This window comes from Gammaproteobacteria bacterium (assembly GCA_030949385.1).
GTDB lineage: Bacteria > Pseudomonadota > Gammaproteobacteria > JAUZRS01 > JAUZRS01 > JAUZRS01.
This window is the reverse complement of the sequence record JAUZSP010000003.1, coordinates 325,554-345,939: the sequence shown is the minus strand read 5'-3', so window position 1 is coordinate 345,939 and position 20,386 is coordinate 325,554. Positions and strand designations below refer to the sequence as shown.

Annotated in this window: 16 protein-coding genes and 1 pseudogene; 4 read left to right on the top strand and 13 right to left on the bottom strand. The window is 49.9% G+C overall.

The annotated features are described in order from the left end of the window. Positions 1–6: 6 nt before the first annotated feature. From rsmB to def, 3 genes and pseudogenes are all read right to left on the bottom strand, one after another. Complete coding sequence (rsmB, locus tag Q9O24_05345; GenBank protein ID MDQ7074573.1) at positions 7–1,326, bottom strand: 16S rRNA (cytosine(967)-C(5))-methyltransferase RsmB; 1,320 nt, start codon at positions 1,324–1,326, stop codon at positions 7–9. Next, a complete protein-coding gene (fmt, locus tag Q9O24_05340) occupies positions 1,326–2,270 on the bottom strand; it encodes a methionyl-tRNA formyltransferase (protein ID MDQ7074572.1) in 945 nt (314 codons plus the stop codon). The genes rsmB and fmt overlap by 1 nt, the downstream gene beginning before the upstream one ends. 63 nt (positions 2,271–2,333) lie before the next feature. Next, positions 2,334–2,807 (bottom strand): annotated as a pseudogene (gene def, locus Q9O24_05335) (peptide deformylase). A 146-nt stretch (positions 2,808–2,953) separates the two neighbouring features. Between def and Q9O24_05330 the strand changes: the two are divergent. The 4 genes from Q9O24_05330 to Q9O24_05315 all read left to right on the top strand — a co-directional run bounded on the left by Q9O24_05330 (position 2,954) and on the right by Q9O24_05315 (position 8,499). Continuing rightward, positions 2,954–4,114 (top strand): LysM peptidoglycan-binding domain-containing protein, encoded by a 1,161-nt coding sequence (locus Q9O24_05330; protein MDQ7074571.1) that lies wholly within the window; start codon positions 2,954–2,956, stop codon positions 4,112–4,114. Positions 4,115–4,116: 2 nt separating this feature from the next. Continuing rightward, positions 4,117–5,265 (top strand): DNA-processing protein DprA, encoded by a 1,149-nt coding sequence (gene dprA, locus Q9O24_05325; protein MDQ7074570.1) that lies wholly within the window; start codon positions 4,117–4,119, stop codon positions 5,263–5,265. Positions 5,266–5,438: 173 nt separating this feature from the next. Then, complete coding sequence (locus tag Q9O24_05320) at positions 5,439–7,952, top strand: DNA topoisomerase I (GenBank protein ID MDQ7074569.1); 2,514 nt, start codon at positions 5,439–5,441, stop codon at positions 7,950–7,952. After that, complete coding sequence (locus Q9O24_05315) at positions 7,939–8,499, top strand: L-threonylcarbamoyladenylate synthase (protein MDQ7074568.1); 561 nt, start codon at positions 7,939–7,941, stop codon at positions 8,497–8,499. The genes Q9O24_05320 and Q9O24_05315 overlap by 14 nt, the downstream gene beginning before the upstream one ends. A gap of 8 nt (positions 8,500–8,507) precedes the next feature. Here Q9O24_05315 and Q9O24_05310 read toward each other — a convergent pair whose 3' ends face one another. The 10 genes from Q9O24_05310 to ccoO form a co-directional block, all read right to left on the bottom strand. After that, the gene (locus Q9O24_05310) at positions 8,508–11,441 is read right to left on the bottom strand and encodes an EAL domain-containing protein (protein MDQ7074567.1); all 2,934 of its coding nucleotides are present in this window, start codon (positions 11,439–11,441) and stop codon (positions 8,508–8,510) included. A gap of 38 nt (positions 11,442–11,479) precedes the next feature. Continuing rightward, positions 11,480–12,715 carry a hypothetical protein gene (locus Q9O24_05305; protein ID MDQ7074566.1) on the bottom strand — a complete coding sequence of 412 codons (1,236 nt, stop codon included), beginning with the start codon at positions 12,713–12,715 and terminating at the stop codon, positions 11,480–11,482. Then, positions 12,696–13,142, bottom strand: coding sequence for a hypothetical protein (locus tag Q9O24_05300; GenBank protein MDQ7074565.1), 447 nt, complete (start codon positions 13,140–13,142; stop codon positions 12,696–12,698). The genes Q9O24_05305 and Q9O24_05300 overlap by 20 nt, the downstream gene beginning before the upstream one ends. A 314-nt stretch (positions 13,143–13,456) precedes the next feature. Continuing rightward, positions 13,457–13,654: a cbb3-type cytochrome oxidase assembly protein CcoS gene (gene ccoS, locus Q9O24_05295; protein MDQ7074564.1), complete on the bottom strand. Its 198-nt coding sequence runs from the start codon at positions 13,652–13,654 to the stop codon at positions 13,457–13,459. Between the two features lie 12 nt (positions 13,655–13,666). Continuing rightward, positions 13,667–16,090 carry a heavy metal translocating P-type ATPase gene (locus Q9O24_05290; protein MDQ7074563.1) on the bottom strand — a complete coding sequence of 808 codons (2,424 nt, stop codon included), beginning with the start codon at positions 16,088–16,090 and terminating at the stop codon, positions 13,667–13,669. A gap of 12 nt (positions 16,091–16,102) precedes the next feature. Further along, the gene (locus Q9O24_05285) at positions 16,103–16,936 is read right to left on the bottom strand and encodes a FixH family protein (protein ID MDQ7074562.1); all 834 of its coding nucleotides are present in this window, start codon (positions 16,934–16,936) and stop codon (positions 16,103–16,105) included. Between the two features lie 8 nt (positions 16,937–16,944). Continuing rightward, entirely contained in the window at positions 16,945–18,342 is a 1,398-nt protein-coding gene (gene ccoG / locus Q9O24_05280; GenBank protein ID MDQ7074561.1) for a cytochrome c oxidase accessory protein CcoG, read from the bottom strand. A 101-nt stretch (positions 18,343–18,443) separates the two neighbouring features. Further along, positions 18,444–19,376: a cytochrome-c oxidase, cbb3-type subunit III gene (ccoP, locus tag Q9O24_05275; GenBank protein MDQ7074560.1), complete on the bottom strand. Its 933-nt coding sequence runs from the start codon at positions 19,374–19,376 to the stop codon at positions 18,444–18,446. Then, positions 19,373–19,582 (bottom strand): CcoQ/FixQ family Cbb3-type cytochrome c oxidase assembly chaperone, encoded by a 210-nt coding sequence (locus Q9O24_05270; GenBank protein ID MDQ7074559.1) that lies wholly within the window; start codon positions 19,580–19,582, stop codon positions 19,373–19,375. Before Q9O24_05270 ends, ccoP begins: the two co-directional genes overlap by 4 nt. Positions 19,583–19,613: 31 nt before the next feature. After that, positions 19,614–20,366 (bottom strand): cytochrome-c oxidase, cbb3-type subunit II, encoded by a 753-nt coding sequence (ccoO, locus tag Q9O24_05265; protein MDQ7074558.1) that lies wholly within the window; start codon positions 20,364–20,366, stop codon positions 19,614–19,616. Between the last annotated feature and the right edge of the window lie 20 nt (positions 20,367–20,386).

Genomic DNA, 20,386 nt, shown 5'->3' with positions numbered 1-20,386 from the left:
ACAGGATCACAACTCCTCACACTCACGTTTTTTTTCTAATCGAGCGTAATAAAAACCATCCATGCCCTCTTGTGCAGTAAACACTTGCCGACCATAAAGATCTGCAATGCCCCAGTCAGTCTGTAATGGCAGCTCAATGGCATCACTCTGCTCACTCAAAAAACGGCCAATTTGTTGACTATTTTCGGCTTTAAACAATGAACAGGTGGCGTAAAGCAACAGGCCACCAGGCGCCAACAAAGGCCAAAGCGCCTCCAGCAAACGCCGCTGTTGAACGGCCAAAGCCTCAATATCCTCAGCACGACGCAACACCTTGATGTCAGGATGACGACGAATCACCCCCGTAGCCGAGCAAGGTGCATCCAGTAATATACGCTCAAAGGGCTTTCCATCCCACCAGAGATTGGTCTCTGCCGCATCGGCGCAGACCTGCTTCGCCGAACACTGCAAACGTTGCAGGTTTTCCGTCACTCGATCCAGCCGTTTTTGATCGCTGTCCAGCGCCCACAACTCCAGATTTTCAGCCTGCTCTAAAATGTGGCCGGTTTTGCCACCAGGCGCGGCACAGGCATCCAAAATCCGCTGTCCAGGTTGCACGTCCAACAGCTGTGCAGCCAACTGCGCTGCCGCATCCTGCACCGAACAGCTGCCCTGTTCAAAACGGGGCAACACACTCACGGGCTGCGGCTTTGCCAGAATCAACGCCGCTGCTGCATGGGGGTGTTCTTCAGCTTCGATGCCCTGCTGTTGCAATTGCTGAAGATAATCAGCTCGGCTCTGCTGATGCACATTAACCCGCAAGGTCATGGGAGGCGGTTCATTGGCGGCGATCAATAACGATTGCCACTGCTCTGGCCAATCGTGTTGCAAACGTTCGATGATCCAAGCGGGATGAGAGTAGTGCGCTTCCAGATCTGATTTCAACTCCGTTAGCAACCCTTCACGACGACGGATAAAGTTACGCAAGACCCCGTTCACCAGCGCCTTTGCCCAACTTTTACCCAATTTTTTGCTCACCGCCACACTGTCGTTGACCGCCGCATACTCTGGCACCCGCAGGTAGAGCAATTGAAACAGCGCCAACAGCAGCAAGGCCTGCACGTCTTGATCTTTATTGCGCAGCGGTTTTTGCAGCAACTTGGCCACCAACCACTGCAATTTAGGCAGATAACGCATCACACCAAAACAGAGCGCCTGCAACAGCGCGCGGTCTTTTTCCGCGACCCGCTCAGAAAACTCCGGCAACAGCGTGGCCAAAGATTCACCGTGGCGCAGAACTCGATTGACCGCTTTGGTGGCCGCCAAGCGCACCGGCAGCAGCGCCATTACGACGACTCCGACTCGCCAAAACGGCAGCCCTGCGGTGAATGTGCATTGAGAAAATCCGCCACCTTAAGGGCTTTTTTGCCAGGTAACTGCACCTGTTTCAACTGCAACACACCCTCACCACAGGCCACTCGAATGCCGCTTTTATCCGCCGACATCACCGTACCAGGCAGCCCCTCGGTAACCACATCACGCAGCGCTTCCGCTTGCCAAACCCGCATCATTTTGCCCTTGAACAACGTTTGTGCCACGGGCCAGGGGTTAAACGCCCTCACTTGACGCTCCAACTCCAGCGCTGAACTCCGCCAATCCAGAGTCGCCTCGGTTTTATCCAATTTCGAGGCGTAACTGACCTCAATCGCCGCTTGCGGTTCGCCCTGCCAACCTCCTGCAGGCACCGCTTGCAAGGCAGAAAGCAACAGATCGACTCCCAACAAAGATAATTTATCGTGCAACGAGCCTCCGCTTTCATCTGCTTCAATGGGACAGACTGACTTGGCCAACATATCACCGGTATCCAAACCCACATCCATCTGCATCAAGGTGATGCCCGACTCGGCATCACCAGCCAAAATAGCGCGCTGAATGGGAGCCGCGCCGCGCCAACGCGGCAACAACGAAGCGTGCAGGTTCAAACAGCCCAGACGCGGTGCAGCCAAAATCACCGGCGGTAAAATCAAACCGTAAGCCACCACCACCATCAAATCAGCCTCAAAGGTCTGTAGCTGCTCCACATCTTTGATTTGTTTGAAATTCAGTGGCTGACAAACCTCAATTCCAGCCTCTAAGGCCACCTCTTTCACCGCGCTCATTTTCGGCAACCGACCTCGCCCTGCACGACGATCAGGCTGGGTGTAAACCGCACACACCTCGTGCTCAGATGCCAGCAACGCCTGCAGAGCAGGCACAGAAAAATCGGGGGTACCCGCATAGATGATCTTCACTTTCGACTCCTTTCTCGTTCTCTTTTTTAATTTTTTTTGACGACTTTTTTCCAATTTTTCCAGCTTTTTACGGATGCGCTGGCGTTTTAAAGAGGAGATGTAATCAACAAACAATTTGCCATCCAAGTGATCAATTTCATGCTGAATGCAAACCGACAACAACTCATCCGCCTCCAGTTCAAACACCTCACCTTGCTGATTTAAGGCTCTAACCCGAATGCGTTCTGCTCGACTGACCGTTTCATAAAAACCTGGCACCGACAGACACCCCTCATCCATCTCTTCAACGCCGTGCAATTCGATTAACTCAGGATTAATCAACACCAACGGCTGATCGTGATCTTCAGAAACATCCACCACCACCACACGCCGATGCACATTCACCTGCGTAGCAGCCAAACCAATGCCCACCGCGTCGTACATGGTCTCCAAGAGATCATCGACCAACTTCACCACGCCACTGTCCACCTCACCGACCGCAATCGCTTTGGTACGCAGACGTGGGTCTGGAAAATGCAAAATATCCAATAACGCCATAATTTCAAACCAATAATGTATCTGTAATCTATAAAAAAACGCGACCAATAATGTGAGCTAGGCCAAGATCATCAACGTCTGTCACTTGTACGATAGGTCACATTCTGGCTAAACTGCTAAAAAATCACCTGTGTGGAGTAAGGATCTTGACAGCAAAATTTCCAAAACGTGCCTTCGGCATGTTCAGTGCAATCGGTCTCTTATTCACACTCAGCGGCTGCGCCACTCAAGCACCGCAAAAAACCGTTGCCCCACCACCAAAACCCACTTTCACCCCAAAGCCCGAATTTAAAGCTGATCCAAAGCCGGTTATCCTACGCGAAAGTCGCCCTCAGCTCTACGTTGTGGTGAAAGGCGATACCCTGTGGGACATTGCCGCACGTTTTCTGCGCGACCCTTGGATCTGGCCAGAAATTTGGGAAGTCAATCCACAAATTCAAAACCCTCACCTAATCTACCCAGGTGATCGCATCAGCGTCAGCCTAATTGATGGCCAACCGCACCTCTATCTGGATCGGCCCGGCATGGCTGGGCGACCACTGACGCTGCCACGCGGTACGCCTATTGTGCGTCTCTCGCCACAAATTCGAGAACAGGCCTTAGAGACCGCCATCCCGATGATCTCTGACAACGCCATTCGCCAATTCACCGTGCAACCGCGCATCGTTGGCAAAGACGAACTGGCCAACGCCCCCTACATCCTTGGCAATCAAGACGGACGGCTGCTCAGCGCTACAGGCAATCAACTCTACGCTCGCGGCCTCAAAAGCAACGATGAATCCCTATTCTCTGTTTTCCGCCCAGGCAACACCTTTATCGACCCCGACAGCGATGAGATCCTCGGTTACGAAGCCATTTTTATCGCCGATGCCAAAGTGACCCAGTTTGGTGATCCTGCCACCCTCATCATCACCGCCAGTACTCGTGAAACCCTCGGCGGTGACCGCCTATTGATGCAGGAAAAAGGCACATTGCAACACAGCTACCTGCCCCATGTGCCCAAACAGCCCGTCAACGCGCAGATCATCTCACTCTATGATGCCATCAGTCAGGTGGCGCAGAATCAAGTGGTGGTAATCAACAAAGGTCAGCAAGACGGTTTGGAAGTGGGTCATATTTTAGCGATTAAAAAACGCGGCAAAATGATCAAAGATCGTTTCAGTGGCAAGCACAACGACTACGTGCAGCTGCCCGACAGCACCTCTGGGGTCTTGATGATCTTCCGCAGTTTTGATCGCCTCAGTTACGGCCTGATTATGGAAGCCACCCGCGCCATTCACATCAACGACAGGGTTACCAATCCCTAACCTTGAACAGACAATCAAGCAGTGCGTCTTGGCTCAGACTGCTGCACGCTCCTGGCGTGGGGCCGGTTACTGCGGCTAAAATTCTTGACCTAATCGGAGGCATCGACGCACTGCAACACTGCACAGGCCAACAACTGCACGGGCTAAACCTAACACCCGCCGCCCTCGATATTCTGCTGCAAAACGAACTGTCAGAAAAAATCGAACAGGATCTGCGCTGGGCCGAAGCAGCCGAAAACCACCTCATCCCGATTGACGATCCGCGTTACCCACCCCGCCTAAAAACCATCAGCGATGCCCCCATTGTGCTGTATGCCAAAGGTCAATTGGACGCGCTTTACAGCCTGCAACTGGGCATGGTCGGCAGCCGAACCCCCACACCCAGCGGCAAAGAGACCGCCTTTGAGTTCGCCCGCCACTTGGCTCACAACGGCTTTACCATCACCAGCGGCTTAGCACTGGGCATTGATGCTGCCAGCCATCAAGGGGCTCTGGCAGGCGGCGGCCAAACCGTCGCCGTCACCGCCACCGGCTTGGATCGAGTCTACCCCGCCGCTCACCGCGAACTGGCTCAACAGATTGTTGCTCAAGGGGTGATGATCTGTGAATTTCCCACCGGCATTCGCCCTCAAGCGCAAAACTTCCCGCGCCGCAACCGCATCATCAGCGCCCTCAGCATCGGCACGTTGGTGGTGGAAGCGGCCAAACGCAGCGGCTCGCTGATCACCGCTCGCCACGCCATGGAACAGGGTCGTGAAGTGTTTGCCATTCCTGGTTCGATTCACAACCCGTTGGCACGAGGCTGTCATGCGCTGATTCGCCAAGGAGCAAAACTGGTGGAGACAGCCGATGATATTTTAGAAGAGGTCGCCCCGCTGATTCGCCAAGCGCTGCACACCACTGAATTTGAACCCCCTAAAAGCCCTGCCAAAACAGCATCGCAAACGGAACTGAAACTAGAAGAAAAACACACTTTGGACGACGATTACCAAAAATTACTCCGTTGTTTAGATCACTCGCCCACCTCCATCGACACTCTCGTAGAACGCAGCCAACTCTCCGTAAAGAGCCTATCTTCGATGTTATTGATCCTAGAACTGCAAAATCGCATCGAAGTTTTACCAGGTGGTCTCTACCAATGTTTAAAATAAAACTAAATTAAAAACATAGGGTTATACAAAAATCGAAAGCAAACAAACTGACAAAAACACCATCTCAATCCTCAAGCACTCGACGTAGGCACCAAATTTAGTTCAGAATAGCGCCCCACGTTTAGCGACAAACGTTAATACCACGGCCGGAGAGCCCAGAGCAGAGCGAAATAATGAGTAAGCACTTAATCATCGTTGAATCACCCGCCAAAGGTAAAACGATTAAAAAGTACCTTGGCAAAGATTATGAAGTCATGGCCTCCTACGGCCACGTACGCGACCTCGTTCCCAAGGAGGGGGCGGTGGATACGGAAAACGGCTTTGCCATGAAGTACCAAGCCATTGAACGCAATGAAAAACACGTTCAGGCGATTAAAAAGGCACTCAAAAAAGCCGATTTCCTATTGCTCGCAACGGATCCAGATCGCGAGGGTGAAGCGATCTCTTGGCATCTGGCGGAAATGTTACGGGAAAAAAATCTACTCGAAGGCAAAGTAGTGCAGCGCGTGGTCTTTCACGAGATCACCAAACGCGCCCTCAAAGAGGCGGTGGACAATCCACGAGAACTCTCGATGGAGATGGTCAACGCCCAGCAAGCCCGTCGCGCACTGGATTATTTAGTCGGCTTTAACCTCTCACCGCTGTTGTGGAAAAAGATCCAACGCGGCCTCTCTGCTGGTCGAGTGCAAAGCCCCGCACTGCGCATGATCAGTGAACGCGAAGCGGAGATCGACCGTTTTGAAGCCCGCGAATACTGGACTATTGAAGCCGATCTGGAGCAGAGCACATTGGCCTTCAATGCCAAACTAACCCAGCTCAATGGCGACAAACTGAAACAGTTCAGCATCACCAATACCGAACAAGCACACAGCGCCAAAGACCTTCTACTCAAAGAAGCCAATGGCATTTTGGTGGTCAAATCCGTCACCAAGAAACAGCGCAAACGCAACCCTGCACCGCCCTTTACCACCTCCACCTTGCAACAAGAAGCGATACGCAAACTGGGATTCACCGCCCTGCGCGCGATGCGGGTCGCCCAACAGCTTTATGAAGGCATCGACACCGGTTCCGGTGCGGAAGGTCTGATCACCTACATGCGCACCGATTCGGTCACCCTCTCCCAAGATGCCTTGGAAGACATTCGCAATCTGATCAGCAGCCAGTACGGTGCCGACCAAATGCCCGCTGAGCCGCGCTTTTACAAGACCAAATCGAAAAATGCCCAAGAGGCTCATGAAGCGGTACGCCCCACCTCCGCTCAACGTCGTCCTGAAGATCTGAAAAGCCACCTTACCGACGAGCAATTCAAACTCTACAGCTTGATCTGGAAACGCACCGTCGCCTGTCAAATGGTGCAGGCGGTGTTTGACCAAGTGGCCATCGACTATGCTTGCGGCGACGGCAACACCTTCCGTTCCACCGGCTCCACCTTGCGCGAAGCCGGTTTTATGGCCGTCTATCAAGAAGGCATGGACGACAGTAAAAAAGAGGAAGACCGTCGTCTGCCACCGCTGGAAAAGGGTGACAAAGTGGATCTAAACGCCATTCGCCCCGAACAACACTTCACCGAGCCACCCCCACGCTACACTGAAGCCAGCTTGGTCAAAACCTTGGAAGAGTACGACATTGGCCGACCCTCCACCTACGCCAGCATCATCTCGACCCTGCAAGACCGTGGTTATGTGGAGCTGGAATCACGTCGCTTCACCCCTACCGATGTCGGTAAAGTAGTGAACACCTTTCTCTGCACTCATTTCACTCAGTATGTGGATTACGACTTCACCGCCAAACTGGAAGACGAGCTGGATGCCGTCGCCCGAGGTGAAAAAGAGTGGGTTCCACTACTACAAGAATTTTGGACCCCTTTCACCGCGCTGATCGCCGACAAAGAAGCCAACGTCAGCCGTGACGAAGCGGTACAAGCACGGGAGCTGGGAACCGACCCAAAAAGCGGCAAACCAATCTCGGTACGCATCGGCCGTTTTGGTCCTTTTGTGCAGATCGGTACCCGCGACGACGAAGAGAAACCCAAATTTGCCGGTCTGCGTCCTGGGCAGAAGATGGACAAAATCACCCTCGAAGAGGCCTTGATTCTGTTTCAGCTGCCGCGCAATTTGGGTGAGTCTGCTGAAGGTGAGAAGATCAGCACCAACATCGGTCGTTTTGGCCCCTACGTCAAATACGACAGCAAATACGTCTCGATCAAAGAGGACGATCCCCACACCATCACCCTAGAACGAGCACTGGAACTGGTGGCTGAGAAAAAATTGGCCGATGCCAACCGCATCATCAAAATCTTTGAGGACAGCGAAATTCAGGTGTTGAACGGTCGCTACGGCCCTTACATCACCGACGGCAATAAAAACGCCAAAATCCCCAAGGATATGGAACCCAAAGAGCTGGAGTTGGAGTTGTGTGAAAAGCTGATTGCCGAAGCGCCAGAGAAAAAACGCCGAGGCAAAAAGAAAGCAGCCGCGAAGAAAAAAGCGACCGCTAAAAAAACCGCTGCAAAAAAAACCAGCGCAAAAAAGACCGCCTCAAAAAAGACCGCCAGCAGTAAGAAAAAGGCCAGCAGCAAAAAGAAAGCCGTCGCCAAGAAAAAAACCAGTGCCAAAAAAGCCACTGCAAAAAAGAGTGCAGTGAAAAAGAAAGTGGCCAGTAAAAAAGCCGCCAGTGACAAAGAGTAAACCGCAACAACTCGATCAAGCCGCCAAGATCATTCAACGCGGCGGCCTGATCGCCTACCCCACCGAAGCGGTCTTTGGTCTGGGCTGTGATCCCAACAACCCACACGCCGTCGAACGCCTCCTCAAACTAAAACAGCGCAGCCCTGACAAAGGGCTGATTCTGATTGCCGCTGACTTTTCTCAACTGCACACCTACTTACAACCTTTGAGCAGAGAGGTCGCAAAACGCATTCATGCCCAGTGGCCAGGCCCATACACATGGTTGTTGCCCGCCGCTGCTGATACCCCCAGATGGCTCACCGGCCAGCACGACACCTTAGCGGTACGAGTCAGCGCCCATCCACCGGTGGTAGCCCTATGCAAGCAGGTCGGCGCACTTGTCTCCAGTAGCGCCAATCCCAGTGGCGCACCCGCCGCTCGCAGCGCCAACGAAGTTGCGGCCTATTTTAATCAACAATTGGATTTTATTTGGGATGCCCCACTGGGTAACGCCAAACAACCCAGCCGCATTCGGGATGCCCTCAGCGGCCGCGTGTTGCGCTCCTAAGAAAACCGTTAGATCACTTCACTCTGTTCCTGAATCTGTGGCCGAGGTTTGCCCACATAATACCCTTGCGCGTAATCCACATGAAACAAATGCAGTAGGCGAATGGTCTCTTCGCTGTCAACAAATTCCGCCACGGTTTTTTTACCAAACCCTCGCGCCACATCAGAGAGCGCTTTAACAAAAATTTGATTGTCTCTTTTTTCCGGAAGATCACGAATAAACGAGCCGTCAATTTTAACGTAATCCACCGGCAACTCTTTTAAATAGGTAAACGAGGCGAAACCCACCCCAAAATCATCCAGTGCAAATTGACAGCCCAGTTTTTTCAGCGCCCCCATCAACACCCGCGCCGACGCCATATCCGCTACCGCCTCTGTTTCGGTAATTTCGAAAATCAACCGCTTCGGATCCGCTCCCGAATCAAAAATCTGTTTTTTAATAAACGCCAGCAGCCCCGAATCTTCAAATGCTCGCCCTGAAAGGTTAATCGCTATGGTCACCTCTTCTCCTTCATCCGAAAGGGTCACCTGTTGACGAATGGCGCGCTCTAAAACATAACGATCAATCAATGAGATCAAACCGTTCTGTTCGGCAATGGGGATAAACGAAATCGGTGGAATGATTTCACCCTCATCACCGATCATGCGAATCAAAGCTTCATAATGGGAGATGGTATTGCTCTGAATGTTTAAAATAGGCTGATAATAGAGTACAAAACGTTCGTGTTTAATCGCCATCTCAATGCGTTCTTTCCAGAGAATGCGTTCGTGTAGATGTTCTCTGACCTGTTCATCGGCAGAAAAAATATGCCACGAACCACGCTCCGCCGATTTTGCTTGATACATGGCCAAATCCGCATTGGCCATCAACTCCTCCATGCTGTCGCCGTGCTGCGGAAACAGCGCCACGCCGATGCTGGTACTGATGGAATGCACCTGACCATTAACGCTGTGACGGATTTTTTTCATCTCCGCACGCATCCGCTCCACCACAGTAATGATGCCCGCTTGATCGGTATCTCGGAACACAATACCGAACTCATCTCCACCCAAACGCCCCATAATGCCTTTGCCAATAATATCCACTTCGCGGGTCACTTTAGAAAGTGTCGCCGAAACACTGCGCAACAGTGCATCGCCCGAATGATGGCCACCGGTATCGTTAATGTCTTTAAAATTATCCAAATCCAAATACAGCAACGCGCCGCTTTTTTCTGAGCGTCGTGACCACGCCAGAGCCCCTTCCAACTCATCTTGAAAACGGCGTCGATTAAACAACTCCGTTAATGGATCGTGATCGGCCAACCAAGCGATGCGCGATTCCACTCGTTTGATTTCGGTAATATCCAAGCCGATGGAGAGCATACTTTGGCCAGACTTTTGTTTTTCCAATTTAGAAAAACTCCACAAAATATGGCGAAGTGAACCATTTTCACAGACGATTCGACCTTCACCACGACTTTTATTCAGTTCACCATCAACCAACTTCATCAGCGTCTCTTTCAACGGCGCTCTAAGCTCATCATCATCGTGCAAATCTAAAAAATAACTGCTCTGAATTTTTTCAATATTATAACCACTTAAAGAAGCAGCATAACTGTTACACAAAATCACTTTACCTTTTGAATCTTGGGTTAAAATCAATGCTTCTGCGGTATCCAAAATACCTTTGACAAAATTACGTTCGACAATCAGCTCTTTATTATGCAATTTTAAATTTTGCTCACGCGCTTCCACCTCATTGGTTAAAAACTCCAATTGGTTGGATAAGCTCTGAGAGGTACTGGAAAGATGATCAATCTCGTCACAAAAATAACGATTCTGGATGGATTTCAAATCTTTACACACACGCTGAAACTCCCCTTGCGCCAACAGGGGCAATTTTTCAGAAACAACTTTAATCCGCCGAATGGGTCTCCACAAGACCAATAACAATGCCAGTTCAGATAATAAAAGACCAACAATTCCAGCATGTATGCTCTCTGTTGCCCATCGATTAATCTGGTTAATCTGCTGCGTTACATCGGCAATAATAAGAAAACAGTCGTGATTATGGGAGGCCTGATGATGATGCTGAGCTTGATCTTGGTTCTCCTGTTCAATAGGAATCAAGCTGACTTCATAGGTCTTCTCTTGCCATTCAAAGCGCACACCGTGGTGCAAGCCCTCATAACTTATACCTTGATTCTCCAGCTCTGCCAACAAGGCCAAACTGTGCTCTTTATTGGTCACACCATTGACTTTGATGCCCAATTTATGAAAAATACGCGGTGACTTAGAACGCTGTGTCTGCGCCAAGAACTCTCGGCTCACAATGCCAATATCACTGCTGGTTATTTTACTAAACTGTATGATTACTTCAGTCAAAGAGCGACCTAACAACAACTCGCCAACATGTTCTCCGCTGGAAATCATCGGCACCACAGAGTAATGCACACACTCCATCCCACAGCGAATAAAATCATTCGGTAGCTCACTGTTACGGGTTTTTTCCACCAACGTTAAAATAGCACCCCTCAGTTTTTCATTGTAAATATCCTGACCCCAAGCCGAACTTATTTCACCCGATGTGGAAAAAAACTCCGCTGCCACCAAACCCATATCAAGACTCAAGTAGGACCAATGATTTTCAAAGTTATCTTCAAACTCTTTTTTATTCTCAGTCAATAACTGTAGATTCACACCTGACAACGAAGGCACAAACACACCCAATTGCAACAAGCTGTTTCTGGATTGCTGAATCAAAGTAGAGATTTCATGCCGATGATTTTTATGCGAGTCTTGTCTTTCACGATCAAACAGACTCATCAAGTTTTTATAAGAAATGGCCGAAAAAGCAATGTTAATGACCAATAAGACCAGACTTAATACCAACAACACCTTCCACTTCAAACTAAGAAAGGCAGCCCACTCTCCCTTAAACACGCCTCTCTTAACCACCACAATTGACTCCCTGTTTTACTAGAAAAATGACCTTCCAGCTAAAAGCGATACGAAACGGCCAAAGTATACAAATCCCAAAATTGTTTTGTTGCCAAAGGATCTGGATTTTCGGTTAACGCCAACCAAGAGGTGCCATTGACACGATGGTACTCCGCCTGCAACACCCATTGTGGCGCAACATTCCAACGCAATCCAACGGTGCTGTCTTTACTAAAACGACTGTGTGCCAGCACCGCAGGCAAACCAAAACTCTGCAAGATAGGCGAGCTGCTGGCTAATTTTTCACCCGTTTTATCATCACGACCAAAATATTGCACATCGTAGCGCAACACCCACTCCCATTTTGGGGCAAAACGATATTGTGCTTGCACATAATATGACTCAGAAAACCGCGCCTCATCCGCGATTAAAAACCCCAAGCCTTCGGTCACCGTTTTTTGCTCCGTGTACTCCGCTGTTAAACTCCAAAACTCACTGTTGTATTGCAACGAAAAAATACGTGGCTCAATGCAAATAGAGCCAGAAGGAATTAAATCACCCGCACCCGTTTTAAAATCAATCTGTGCTTTAACCCATGTCAAGCCCACACGCACACGACCCTCTTGCCAATCATAAATTAAACGCCCCAAATATGAAGGTATTTCGGCCTGCAAATGCCCCGCCCAATCTTTATTCAGCATCAACACGCGCTCCAACTCAATCGAGTCCGCACGCGGATAACCCACCCCGACATTCAGCGTATAATCGCCATAGTCTGTACGCTCTTCACCGTAAAGATAAACGGCATCGGTAGAAAGATACATATCACGACTACGGTCCAAATAGGTCGATTGTGGCAACAAGATCGAAGGACGTGTGTGCGCCACATCGCGGGTCTCATTGTAAAACCCCATCGGGTTTTTCACTCGTCCCAAACGCACACCCCACAAGCCATCCATGTCTGAATTAATGCGGTAATCAACAAAACCGTAATCCAGCTGCGGGCTGCCATCACTCAATGCCCCTGCTCGCCGCGACAACAACTGTCCTGAAAACTGCCAATCTGGGGTCGGCTTAAATGAACCGTTAAGACCCATCTCAGTAAATTCAGCACTGAGCTTGTCACTCGGACCAAAAAAGTGATTGGCTGAGGTTTTGATCAACGCTTGATTAAAAAAACCATGCCATTGAAAACGCTTCAACGGTTCCGCCAACAGCGATTGCACCGCAAAAAGTAGGCATAACGCGGCGCTCAAGCGAACCACTGTCTTGCTATTAATTAATGCGTAAGACATGCACCCTCCCATCAACCTTATCCTTACTCAAATAACCAATCGCCCCTGGCGTATTCGCTACTCTCTGCAACATCTCAGCCTCAGATGACAAACGAATCGGAGCTTGCCCCGTGCCAGAAAAGACCAAACGATCCCATGCACGCCGTAATTGGTGTGGAAACACATTGAGGGTGGTTTTACAAAACTGAGCATGCACTGGATTGTCATCAGCCAAAACAAACACCGTGATTTCGTGATTGCTCTCAGGCCAACGCCCCAAACGCATGCCAAAAATAGCGCGCAAAGCACGCTTAGGCAGCGTATCAGCCACCGTTTCATTGACAATCACCTCCTCGGCTTGCAGCACACCACAACCCAGCAAAAATGCCAACAACAGCCCCCCCAGCCTTATCCTCATGACCCGACACTCTCCCAAAAACAACGCCATTGCAGCGTCATTTTTATGACCAAAATTTCACTCACTGGGAATAAAAGCATTCATCATGCCAAAAAAAAACGACCCGAAGGTCGTTTTGTACAACTTACCCTTTGCTTGATCAGAGTCTAAAAAAGGCTCTGAAAAAAATCATAATAAATCACAGACAAAAAGCTTGCCCAAGCCAAAGCAATAACACCCCATGTGATGATCATAGGCATATAAAAGTTAAACCACATAACAACCTCCTGCTGTATAAACAAACAATATTAAATCAATCCGATTAAGCCAATAACCCCATCAGAATTAATGAGAATAACAAATTTTTACTTCTGCGGCCCCTCTTCTTCTAAAGGCGGCTTTTCATTACCTGGAATCCTAGGATCGTCGTCATCCATCAAAATTCGATACGCGGGGCCTTCCAGATCATCAAACTGACCGTCTTTTACCGACCAGATAAAAATCCACACAAACAGCCCTAAAAACAGCAACCCTAAGGGAATCAAAAGATACAAAATGGCCATATTCACTCCAAGTTAAGTCGAAATTGCTTTTACTACACGCAAACGCAGCGCGTTCACCACCACCAATAACGAACTGGCCGACATGCCAATCGCCGCCATCCACGGTGCCACCAAACCCATCGCCGCCAATGGCAAAGCCACCAGGTTATACAACAGTGCCCAAGCCAAATTCTGCCGGATCACATTCAAGGTGCGCCGCGCCATTTTCACCCCTTCAGAAAGGTGCAACAAATTCTCCGACAGCAGCACCATATCGGCACTGGCATGAGCCAACTGCGTACCACCTCCCATCGCCAGAGAGACCTGTGCAGCAGCCAAGACCGGCGCATCATTAACCCCATCACCCACCATCGCCACCACCGCCCCTTGCTGCTGCAAAGCTTGGATGTGCGCCAATTTATCCTCCGGCAATAAACCACCGTGCGCCTCCATCACCCCCAGTTCATCCGCCACCTGACGCACCAATTTTGGCTCATCACCCGACAGCAAACTGACCTGCAGACCCAACTCACGCAGACGCTCAATGCTCTGTTTCGCCTCAGGACGCAGTTGATCTTGCAAAACAAACAACGCCAACAGACGCTCTTCGTTTGCCAGCAACACCGGCGTACCCAACAGGTTTTCTGGCATGGAAAAGTCGTGTTTCAAACCCTGCAAAACAAAACTCGCTCGGCCAATACGATAACGCCGCCCTTCAATCAGACCTTCAATGCCCTCACCAGGCACAGAACGCAGCTGCTGCACCTGCAACGAATGTTCAACAGAATGACACAAAATTTTCGCCAACGGATGTTCTGAACGTGCTTCCAAAGCCGCTGCAAGTTGCAAGCACTCTGTCTTATCCTGCTCGGCAAACAAACGCACCTCGTGCAACTGCAACTCGCCTCGGGTCAAGGTGCCGGTCTTATCAAAGACAATATGAGTCGCCTGCGCCAAGGTCTCCAAAGCATGACCTCGGGTGGTCAGCAAGCCTAATTGCGTTAACCCTCCCGTAGCCGCCGTCAACGCCGCCGGAGTCGCCAACGACAAAGCGCAAGGGCAACTGACCACCAAGACTGAAAAGGTGACCCAAAAAGCATCCGCAGGCGCGTGTTGCCACCACCAAAAAGCCACCATCGAAGCCAGCAACAACAGCACACTGACAAACCAAGCGGCCACTCGATCCGCCAGACGTGCCAACTGCGGTTTTTCTGCCTGAGCTCGATCCAGTAACCGAATCACAGAAGAGAGCATGGTCTCTTCACCGATCTTCTCTACCTGCATCAACAACGGACTTTCAATATTAAGCGTGCCACCGGTGAGTCGATCACCCACCCGACGGTCACGAGGCAAACTCTCACCGCTGAGCAGCGACTCATCGACGCTGCTGATGCCCTCCAACACCCGACCGTCGGCAGGCACCACCTCACCCGGTTTGATGATCACTCGATCATCAACACTCAAATCCACCACCGGAATGAGGCTTTCAACACCAGCAGCATCAAGGCGTACCGCCGTCGCCGGAGTCAAACGCACCAACGCTTCCGTAATGCGCCCCGCCTTGTGACGCGCCAACATCTCCAAAAAACGCCCCGCCAGCAAGAAGAAAGTGAACATCACCACCGAGTCGTAATAAACCTCGCCCTCACCGCTGACCGTGCTCCAGAGGCTGACCAAAAAAGCACCCCCAATGGCCAACGCCACCGGCACATCCATCCCCAACTGCCGCCGCTTCAGGTCTCGCCAAGCACCCGTGAAAAAAGGCAGCGCCGAATAAAACACCACCGGCAGCGTCATCACCAAACTGACCCAGCGCAGAAAATATTTCAGCTCAGCGTCCATGCCGTAATAATCGCCAGAATAAAGACCGACAGCGATCATCATCACCTGCATCATGGAAAAACCGGCCAGCGCCAAACGCCGTAAAAAAATCGAGCGCTCTTTTTTCTGCAACGCCTCTTGTCGCCCAGGATCAAACGGGTGCGCCTGATAACCAATGGCGGCAATGGCATTCAGGACATCACTGAGATGAATTTGACTGTCATCCCAACGCAAACGCGCTCGATGGTTGGAGTAGTTGATCTGAAACGAAATCACCCCAGACAAGCCGCTCACATGACGCTCATTAAGCCAAACACACGCCGCACAGACGATGCCCTCTAAAATCAGCGAGGCCTCTTTGATCTCACCCTCAGCCGAGACAAACGACTGCTGTAATTGAGCGTTATCGTAAATTTCCGTCTGCTGCAACGCACTGGGAATCAACTCCGTTGGAGTCGTACTCTCAGTTCGTTGCAGATAAAAAGACTCCAAGCCACCGGCCACAATGGCGTTAGCCACCGCCTCACAACCTGGGCAACACATAGAACGTGTCTCGCCCATGATTTTTACACCACACTCCAGCCCTTCTGGAACCGGCAAGCCACAGTGAAAACAATCGCTCTCAGAGTGGCTCAAATGAGATTCTGCTTACGCATCGTCAGCCGATTGCAGGCTGGTCATGGCACGAATTTCATGTACTTTATCACCCTGCTTAATATGCACCACCACCCGCCACGTACCTTGATGATCCAATTTAATTGCACCACGATAGATGCCTTTTTCTGTCTCGGGCAGGATGAATTTTTGATCCAAACGCTGATCGGAAGGGCGATAAAAACGCACAATCACTTCAGCTGCGGAAATAGCAACATTGTCTTTGTCGCTGATGCCCACCTGAAAACTGTTGGAGATACCCGCCATCGGCTCAAATAACCAGCCTTTTTTCACCTGCCAGCCCTGTTTTGTTTGCTGTTTATGCTCTTGCATATAGACGTTAAATTGCGACTCTTTCTCATGGAAGTCGTGACTCACCACACCAGGGAAAAAAGAGGTCACCGTATTGCCTTTCGATTCAGGCAGAAGCGCTTTGGCCACCGCACTCTCCAAACCGTGGTGCGCTAAGGTAACAAACACCGCATTCAGCGCCACCACGCCACCAAAAAAAGCAATGATCAACGCCGGCCCCCAGTGGAACCACTGCTTTTCTTGATCCTTACCAAAGGTCGCCAAGTATTTCTCACGCGAAGAGACAATAATGCCTGAACCGTAAGGCAGAGTGACAAACAGCGCCAGATGAATCGAAAAAACATCCCCCTCAGGCCAGTTGAAAATGGCGTAAGGGATGTAAGTCGCAAACACCAATAAAATCAGCAGCAGAGAAACTTGGCTCGCTCGCAGTGCCGTAAAACGGTACAAAATAAAATAAAGTACCCCAATCGCTGACAAACCTGTTGCCAGCGAGCCCACCAAATCATCTACCATGTTCTCACCTATTTACTCGGCCGATAAAACATCGCCGGTCTTATGTTTTGTAACTCGCCGCCCTCGGTTGAGATCAGCTTAAATTGAAAATTTTCTGATGTATTTCCTCGGGGCATCCGAATCCTCACCACAAAGCGCAAACTGCTGTCTGGCTCCAAAACCACCTCTTTCATCCGCCCCATATCCAACTCGGCACCTTCCAGCCCCAAGACCAACAGCTTAAAGTGCTGTTCCTGTGTCGTTTTATTATTGACCTTGACCTCGTAACTGTTCTGAATTCGCCCATCAGACAAGGTCACAAACAGCGGCTGGCGGATCTGACGAATGGCCAAATCCAACAATGCTTGACTGGAAACACTCCAAGACAGTAGGCCAATACAGAGCAGCAAAGCCAAGGCGTAAATAATGCTCTTCGGTTTGAAAAAACGGGTCTTTTTACCCGCTAAATCATTCTCAGAGGTATAACGAATCAAACCTTTGTCCCAACCGGTGGTGGCCATAATGGCATCACACGCATCCACACAAAGCGCACAATGAATGCACTCCGCCTGCGAACCATCACGAATATCAATACCCACCGGACAGACCTGCACACAGTAACCGCAATCAATGCAATCACCCAATTGTTGCTCATGGCGCTCTTGCTGGGTTTTTTTACCACGCCCTAATTTAGCCCGACCTTGTTCACCTTCACCACGATTAAAATCATACGAAACAATCAAGGTATCAGAATCAAACATCGCACTCTGAAAACGCGAATAAGGGCACATATGGAAACAGACGTTTTCACGAGTCAAACCCGCCATCAAATAGGTCATGATGGTTAAAAAAGCGGTGGTGGCGTACATGGCAAAGGATGCCTGAGTACTAAAAAAACGCACCACCATATCAGGGGCATTGCCCCAATAAAGAGTAAAGGTAATTCCCGTAACAAAGGCAATCAACAACCAAATAAGATGCGTCAGACCTTTTTTAGCTATTTTTTCCCCATTCCACGGCTGTTTATCCAACCGCAGACGCGCCGGACGTTCACCCTGAACCCAATGTTCAATACGCATGAAGGTATCGGTCCAAAGGGTTTGCACACAAAAATAACCACAAAACACCCGCCCAGCGACACTGGTAACAAAAAACAACAACAGCGCAGCGATCATTAAAATACCCACCAACCAGAACATATCTTGCGGGTGAACAATCAAATTAAACAGATAAAAACGCCGTCCATCAAGATCAAACAGGACTGCTTGATCGGGGCCAACCGTGCGCATCCAGCGCAACCACGGCAAAGCAAAATAGACTGCGAACGCAATAAAAAGCGCTCCGAATTTTAAATTTCTAAAATGCCCCTTAATAGAGCGCGGATGAATTGGCGCTGCAACCTCAACCTGCCCTGTTTGAGATCCCATGATTATTTCCTCTGACTAAAAACAAAATTGCCGTGAAAAAGCACAGGCTTCAACACGGCAATTTATACAACAATATCACTTACAGCCAAGCTGAGTCCTGACTATTGACCACCACCCAACTGATGCACATAAACGGCTAACAGTTTGATCTGGCTGTCACTCAAACGCTCAGCCCAAGGCGGCATTTGGCGCGTAACACCGTCATTGATCACCGCACGAATCACCGCACGTTTAGCCACACCGTCCGCAGCCCCTGGTACATCGGCAATCGTCCAGATACTGTCAGTCAAATTGGCTGAACCCATTGCCGTCATACCCGTTGCTTCTTTGGTATGACAATAATGACAGCCGCCAGTTTGCCCCTTAAAGATCTCTTCGCCTTGCGCAGCTTTTGCCGTATCCGCATCGGCTTGAGAAAGTGAGTAGACATATTCCACCACTTGATCTAGCTGCTTGGAGCTAAAGGTCTCATTAAACGCAGGCATAAAACCATCACGACCGTGCCGAATGGTCGCCTCAATGGTTTCAATCTTACCGCCCCACAGCCAATCATCATCAGCCAGATTCGGGAACAAGCCAATCACACCCACCCCACCACGACCGTGGCAAGAGGCGCAAATATCCCCAAAAATCCCTTTGGCTGCGGCATGAACAAACGCCAATTTCTTGGGATCATCCAGAATCTCATCGTAGCTGGCATTGGAAAGCTCATCCATATGCTTCTGCATTTTCAGAGACTCTTCACCGGTCTGAAGATCACTCAAAAACAGCGCACGGGTATTCCAATGCGAACTTTCTTGTTTCCCGTTAACGGTATATTCAATCGTTGAAATACCCTTGGTAAAGGTATTTCCCATTGGCCACACCGGATACAAAATCCAGTAACCAAAGCAGATCACAAAAGAGATGTAAAAACTCCACAACCACCACGTTGGAATCGGGTTATCAAATTCTTCGATAGCCCCACTTCCATCCATCTCTACGTCCCACTGATGACCCGTTGTTTGCGGATCATTCTGATTGTTTGTACTCATTTCTGTTCACCCTTATCGGTGCGGGGTGGTCTCAAGTCATCATCGTCATCCAAAAATGGCATATTTTTGTACGACTCCAACCGCTCACCCCGCTTTTTCCCCGTAAAAAGATAAATAATAACGCCGACAAAGCCAACAAAGAGCACAACCAACGCAAACGGCTTGCTGTTCTCCATATGGGTAAACCACTCCAGCCAATCAAACATTATTCTCTACCTCATTCAGATTGAAGATCGGTTAGCGATACTTAATGAAGTGGCCTTCATCAAACTTGCTAAAGTCAACCATGGTACCCAGTACTTGCAGGTAAGCCACCAACGCATCCATCTCTGAAATAGTATCGGCATTGCCGTCATAGTTGTTCTTGTTAGCCTGCGCTTCCAAATTTTTCACTGCATCCGCAATAACCAACGAAGGAGCCACATCCTCACCAAACTTCTCAACATTAGCCTGATATTCAGTTTCGTTGACCGAGTAAGGCACACCCACCGAACGCAGAGCAGACAAGTTATCTGCATAATCCGCGTAGTTCAGTTCGGTTTTTAACAACCAAGGGTAGTTGGGCATAATCGACTCGGGTACCACAGAACGCGGTGCATCCAGATGCGCCACATGCCAAGCGTTGGAGTACTTACCACCAACACGTGCCAGATCCGGCCCACGACGCATCGAACCCCATTGGAACGGATGATCGTATTGCGACTCCGCTGCCAATGAGTAATGGCCGTAACGCAGTGCTTCATCACGGAAGGGACGAATCTGCTGTGAATGGCACAAGTAACAGCCTTCGCGTGTGTAAATATCACGCCCCGCTTGTTCCAAAGGCGTGTAAGGCCGCACCATCTGTTTGCCGTTCTCATCCACCACCTTCTCGATGGTGTCGTTGATGTGAAACAGCGGCACAATCTCAACCAAGCCACCAATGCCAATCGCCACCAAGGTCAAAACCAGAAGGAGGCCTGAGTTTGTTTCAATCGTCTCATGCTTAATCATTGTTCTATATTCTCCTC

What these genes read in the sequence shown, in the direction of transcription:
- rsmB (MDQ7074573.1), bottom strand. Translation starts at nt 1,326, where the DNA reads ATGGCGCTGCTGCCGGTGCGCTTGGCGGCCACCAAAGCGGTCAATCGA.
- Q9O24_05320 (MDQ7074569.1), top strand. Translation starts at nt 5,439, where the DNA reads ATGAGTAAGCACTTAATCATCGTTGAATCACCCGCCAAAGGTAAAACG.
- Q9O24_05305 (MDQ7074566.1), bottom strand. Translation starts at nt 12,715, where the DNA reads ATGTCTTACGCATTAATTAATAGCAAGACAGTGGTTCGCTTGAGCGCC.
- Q9O24_05300 (MDQ7074565.1), bottom strand. Translation starts at nt 13,142, where the DNA reads ATGGCGTTGTTTTTGGGAGAGTGTCGGGTCATGAGGATAAGGCTGGGG.
- ccoS (MDQ7074564.1), bottom strand. Translation starts at nt 13,654, where the DNA reads ATGGCCATTTTGTATCTTTTGATTCCCTTAGGGTTGCTGTTTTTAGGG.
- Q9O24_05285 (MDQ7074562.1), bottom strand. Translation starts at nt 16,936, where the DNA reads ATGGTAGATGATTTGGTGGGCTCGCTGGCAACAGGTTTGTCAGCGATT.
- ccoG (MDQ7074561.1), bottom strand. Translation starts at nt 18,342, where the DNA reads ATGGGATCTCAAACAGGGCAGGTTGAGGTTGCAGCGCCAATTCATCCG.
- ccoP (MDQ7074560.1), bottom strand. Translation starts at nt 19,376, where the DNA reads ATGAGTACAAACAATCAGAATGATCCGCAAACAACGGGTCATCAGTGG.
- Q9O24_05270 (MDQ7074559.1), bottom strand. Translation starts at nt 19,582, where the DNA reads ATGTTTGATTGGCTGGAGTGGTTTACCCATATGGAGAACAGCAAGCCG.